Source organism: Stenotrophomonas sp. SMYL89 (assembly GCF_036319985.1).
Lineage (GTDB): Bacteria > Pseudomonadota > Gammaproteobacteria > Xanthomonadales > Xanthomonadaceae > Stenotrophomonas > Stenotrophomonas maltophilia_Q.
In genome coordinates this window covers 1-4,696 of sequence record NZ_JAWIRW010000036.1, presented here as the reverse complement: position 1 = coordinate 4,696, position 4,696 = coordinate 1, and the positions used below count along the sequence as shown (strand labels likewise).

Genomic DNA, 4,696 nt, shown 5'->3' with positions numbered 1-4,696 from the left:
CCCCCCCCCCCCGGCCTAGCGCAATGAACCAGCCGTTCGCGCCAGCCACGAGGGGCTCCGCCGTTGGCCGTATCCGCGCCGAAGGCGCGATAATGACCGGATGGAAACCGTCCGCATCGCCACCCGCAAGAGCCCGCTCGCCCTCTGGCAGAGCGAACACGTCGCCGACCGCCTGCGCCAGGCCCACCCCGGCCTGCATGTGGAACTGGTGCCGATGAGCACCCGCGGTGACGAAGTGCTCGACCGCTCGCTGGCCGCCATCGGTGGCAAGGGCCTGTTCCTGAAGGAACTGGAGCTGGCCATGCTGCGTGGCGAGGCCGACTGCGCGGTGCACTCGTTGAAGGACGTGCCGATGGAACTGGACGCGCCATTCGCGCTGCCGGCGATGCTGACCCGCCACGATCCGGCCGATGGCTTTGTTTCCAACCTGTATGCCTCGCTGGACGCGTTGCCGATCGGTGCGCGGGTCGGCACGTCGTCACTGCGCCGCCAGGCCCAGCTGCGCGCGCTGCGACCGGACCTGGAACTGCTGGACCTGCGCGGCAACGTCAACACCCGCCTGGCCAAGCTCGACAACGGTGGCTACGACGCCATCGTGTTGGCGGTGGCCGGGCTGGAACGGCTGGGCCTGGGCGAACGCATCGTCGCGCGCCTGCAGCCGCCGCAGTGGCTGCCGGCCCCGGCGCAGGGCGCGGTGGCGGTGGAGTGTGATGGAGGCAATGCGCGCCTGATGGCGCTGTTCGCCGGCCTGGACGATGCGGCTACGCGTGCCTGCGTGGAAGCCGAGCGGGCGATGAATCGTGCGTTGCATGGCAGTTGCCACGTGCCGGTGGCGGCCATCGCGCAGTGGCAGGGGGATGACCTGCACCTGCAGGGCCTGGTCGGCAGCGCCAGTGACGGCCGTGCGGTGCGCGCCGAGGCCGTGGGTCCGGCCAGCGACCCGGAAGGCCTGGGCCAGCGCGTGGCGAAGCTGCTGCTGGACGATGGCGCCGGCGAGCTGTTGAACGTCTGAGGTCGCTGGATCGTGCCCACCAAGGTGGGCGCCTACCGGGAAAGAGAAACGGGCGCCTTGGCGCCCGTTCTGCTTACTTGAACTTGTAGACCACGTTCATCGTGGTCAGCGTATCGGTCTTGCGCTTGTCCTCGGCCACGTCACTGTTGTAACGCGCCTGCCAGCCGGCCTTCAGCGCCAGATGCTCGTTCATGCTCACCGACACGCCGAAGTCGTTCTGGCCGAAGGTGTTGTACGAACCGGATTCGACCAGCAGGGTGTTGACCAGGTCGGTGTTGTCGGTCAGCGAGTACTTCATGTCGAACAGGCCGCGGCCGATCATGCCGGTGCGGGTGCGGTCGTCCTCGGTGCTGTGGGTGCGGCGCACACCGGGGCCGATCTGCGCGTCGAACGAGAAGCGCTCGGTGTTCCACAGGCGGGTGCCGTAACCCAGGCCGAACGAGCTCTGGCGGTCGTAGGTGGCGAAATCGTCGCGCTCGGTACGTACCGTCGCGGTCAGCTGGCGGTGCTCGCCCAGCTGCAGCGCGCTGCCGGCACTGCCGGTGTAGCGGTTGGCGGTGGTGTTGTTGCGGCGGGTGGTGGTGCCGTCGTCGCGGGTCTCGGTCACCTTGGAGCTGGAACGCAGGCCGGCCAGGTCCATGCTGTGCACCCAGTCGCCGTCGGTGTAGCGCAGGCGCAGGCGGCCGTTGAAGCTCTCGGTGCTGCTGTTGCCGCGTGCCGAGGCGAAGCCGAGCTCGCCGCCACTGCCGCTCCACGGCGAAGACATCGCCGCCAGTTCGGAGGCATCCTGTGCATACGCGAGCGGCGCGCACAGCAGCAGGGGGATCAGCAGGGACACGCGCAGGGACATCGGGGCTTCTCCGAAGCGGTTGACAGCCGGTGATGATACTGGAAGCGTGATGGCGGTCCGAATCGATCCAAGGCGCGCTTCAGCAGACGTTGCCGCGAACGCCCATTCAGGGCAGATCGATACGCAATGCCGGGTCGTTGAAGCGCGAATAGCGCAGGCGCAGCTGGAAACTGCGGCCATTGCTGTCGCCGCTGCGCACGATCTGCCTCGGCAGGCCCTGGGCGTCCACCCAGTACTCCAGGCGTTCGCCGGGCTGCGCGCCGCGCAGGCGGTAGTGACGGGTCTGGATCCCATCCAGCGATTGGCTGCCCAGATCCTCGGCCTGCAGGTCGGCAGGCAGGGCGTCGGCCGGCAATGGATTGCGCCACTGCTCCAGCAGGCCCGGCGGGGTGGGAACCTGGCGGATCGCGCCGTCGGCCTGCAGGAACATGGTGTCGCCAATGATCGTCTGCGGCCCGCCCGGGGTCTGCACCCGGAAGCGGTCGGGGGCGACGAAGTCCATGGCGCTGCGTACCGGCTGCGGTGCGCCCAGCACCTCCAGCTCGGCATGGAAACTATTCAGGGCCGCAAAGCGCTGGCTGGCGCCCAGTACGGCCTGCGCCGGATCTGCTGCGGGCACGGGGGCTCCGGTGCTGGCCGGCGCCGGCGCGCGATCGCAGGCAGCCAGCAGCAGGCAGGCCAGCAGGGACAGGGCGGGCAACCGGCGCATCGGGCGTTCCATGGGGGTGGGGGCGACCACGATAGCCCAAACGTCCCACACAAGACCCGCGACTCGGACATAATCGGGGGTATGGACCGATACGAACGCATCACCGCCCTGCATCGTCTGCTCAAGTCCGCGCGCTATCCGGTGACGGTGGCGACCCTGCAGGACAAGCTCGGTTGTTCCCGTGCCACCGTCTACCGCGACCTGGCCTTCCTCCGCGATGCGCTGATGGCACCGATCGAGGGCGACGGCGAGGCCGGCTTCCGCTACCAGGCCGACGAGAGCGACCGCTTCGAGCTGCCCGGCCTGTGGCTCAGCTCGGAGGAGCTGCATGCCCTGCTGGCCTCGCAGCACCTGCTGGCGCGGACCGGCGGCGGCGTGCTGTCCTCGGTGCTGGCGCCGCTGCAGCAGCGTATCGAGAGCCTGCTGGCAGCCCAGGCCGGTGTCTCCAACTGGCCGGTGGACCGTGTGCGGGTAATCCCGCACCGCGGACGCAAGTTCGATGAAGGCAGCTTCCGCAGCGTGGCCTCGGCGGTGCTGGAGCGCCGCCAGCTGGCGTTCGAGTACCGTGCCCGTTCCACCGACGAGCCGACCAAGCGCACCGTCTCGCCGCAGCGCCTGACCCATTACCGCGACAACTGGTACCTGGATGCCTGGGACCATGACCGCGAAGCCCTGCGCAGCTTCGCCGTGGACCGCATCCACAAGGCGCGGGTGGTCGACAGTACTGCCCGCGACGTGGCCGACAGCGAGCTGGACGAGCAGCTGGGTGCCAGCTACGGCATCTTCTCCGGCGCACCGAAGGGCTGGGCGACCATCCTGTTCAGTGCCAAGGCCGCGCGCTGGGTGGCCGACGAGCACTGGCACTCCAAGCAGCAGGGCCGCTTCCTGGCCGATGGCCGCTATGAACTGAAGGTGCCGTACAGCGTCTCCCGCGAGCTGCTGATGGACGTGCTGCACTACGGCTCGGATGCCGAGATCGTCGAGCCGGTGATGCTGCGCGAGCAGGCCAAGGCGCTGCTCGAGCTGGCCCTGAGCAACTACGAAAAATCCTGACACTCCCCCCGAGAACCCCTCCGCCCATGAAGAAGACCCTGTTGCTGCCCCTGCTTGCCGCTGCGCTGGCCCTGACCGCCTGTGGCAAGTCCGGCGAACCCTCGCAGAAGCTGGTGGTGGCTGCCACGGCCGTGCCGCACGCCGAGATCCTCGAGGTGGTCAAGCCGATCCTCAAGCAGGAAGGCGTGGACCTGGACGTGCGCGTGTTCAACGACTACGTGCAGCCCAACGACCAGCTGGTGCAGAAGCAGGTGGACGCCAACTACTTCCAGACCGAACCGTACCTGGATGCCTACAACCGCGACCGCAAGACCGACCTGGTGAAGGTGATCGGCGTGCACATCGAACCGTTCGGTGCGTACTCACGCAAGATCAAGTCGCTGGCCGAGCTGCGCGAAGGCGCCGACGTAGTGATCCCGAACGACCCGAGCAACAACAGCCGCGCGCTGATCCTGCTGCACAAGGCCGGCGTGATCGCGCTGAAGGACCCGACCAACGCCCTGTCGACCCAGCGCGACATCATCGCCAACCCGAAGAACCTGAAGTTCCGCGAGCTGGACTCGGCGATGCTGCCGCGCGTGCTGGACCAGGTCGACCTGGCCCTGATAAACACCAACTACGCGCTGGACGCCGGCCTCAACCCGACCCAGGACGCACTGGCGATCGAGAGCAAGGATTCGCCGTACGTGAACTTCCTGGTCGCGCGGCCGGACAACAAGGACGACGCCCGCGTGCAGAAGCTGGCCAAGGCCCTGACCAGCCCGCAGGTGAAGGCTTTCATCGAGACCAAGTACAAGGGCGCGGTGCTGCCGGCGTTCTGATTGCGGCTGACCTGTTGATTTGAAATGTTGGGTGTCGACCTTGGTCGACACTGCCTTCCCTGTAGAGCCGAGCCCACGCTCGGCTCTGCTTTTTTGCGGCGCCCCACCAACGGCAGCCGAGCATGGCTTGTATGTTCCTCCCGGCTCCTACGAGGTATGTAGGAGCCAGGGTGGAGGGACCGTCAACATGATATCTGCGGGTACCAGCCGACAGACGAGCCGAGCGATCCCCATCCCGCACCTTAACGTCG

The 4,696-nt window shown here is 67.7% G+C and carries 5 protein-coding genes; 3 read left to right on the top strand and 2 right to left on the bottom strand.

The features are described 5' to 3' along the window. Positions 1 to 100 precede the first annotated feature (100 nt). A complete protein-coding gene (gene hemC, locus V3B41_RS20385) occupies positions 101 to 1,012 on the top strand; it encodes a hydroxymethylbilane synthase (RefSeq protein WP_329861819.1) in 912 nt (303 codons plus the stop codon). A 73-nt stretch (positions 1,013 to 1,085) separates the two neighbouring features. Here the strand turns inward: hemC and V3B41_RS20380 are convergent, their stop codons facing one another. Together V3B41_RS20380 and V3B41_RS20375 are read right to left on the bottom strand one after the other, a co-directional pair. Further along, entirely contained in the window at positions 1,086 to 1,862 is a 777-nt protein-coding gene (locus V3B41_RS20380; protein ID WP_005411146.1) for a DUF481 domain-containing protein, read from the bottom strand. A gap of 106 nt (positions 1,863 to 1,968) precedes the next feature. Continuing rightward, positions 1,969 to 2,571 (bottom strand): hypothetical protein, encoded by a 603-nt coding sequence (locus tag V3B41_RS20375; protein ID WP_049429096.1) that lies wholly within the window; start codon positions 2,569 to 2,571, stop codon positions 1,969 to 1,971. Between the two features lie 81 nt (positions 2,572 to 2,652). Here V3B41_RS20375 and V3B41_RS20370 point away from each other — a divergent pair, with 81 nt between their 5' ends. Both V3B41_RS20370 and V3B41_RS20365 read left to right on the top strand, forming a co-directional pair. Then, entirely contained in the window at positions 2,653 to 3,624 is a 972-nt protein-coding gene (locus tag V3B41_RS20370; protein WP_005411144.1) for a YafY family protein, read from the top strand. A gap of 26 nt (positions 3,625 to 3,650) precedes the next feature. Then, entirely contained in the window at positions 3,651 to 4,445 is a 795-nt protein-coding gene (locus V3B41_RS20365; RefSeq protein ID WP_049429097.1) for a MetQ/NlpA family ABC transporter substrate-binding protein, read from the top strand. Positions 4,446 to 4,696 lie beyond the last annotated feature (251 nt).

What these genes read in the sequence shown, in the direction of transcription:
- V3B41_RS20380 (WP_005411146.1), bottom strand. Translation starts at nt 1,862, where the DNA reads ATGTCCCTGCGCGTGTCCCTGCTGATCCCCCTGCTGCTGTGCGCGCCG.
- hemC (WP_329861819.1), top strand. Translation starts at nt 101, where the DNA reads ATGGAAACCGTCCGCATCGCCACCCGCAAGAGCCCGCTCGCCCTCTGG.
- V3B41_RS20365 (WP_049429097.1), top strand. Translation starts at nt 3,651, where the DNA reads ATGAAGAAGACCCTGTTGCTGCCCCTGCTTGCCGCTGCGCTGGCCCTG.
- V3B41_RS20370 (WP_005411144.1), top strand. Translation starts at nt 2,653, where the DNA reads ATGGACCGATACGAACGCATCACCGCCCTGCATCGTCTGCTCAAGTCC.
- V3B41_RS20375 (WP_049429096.1), bottom strand. Translation starts at nt 2,571, where the DNA reads ATGCGCCGGTTGCCCGCCCTGTCCCTGCTGGCCTGCCTGCTGCTGGCT.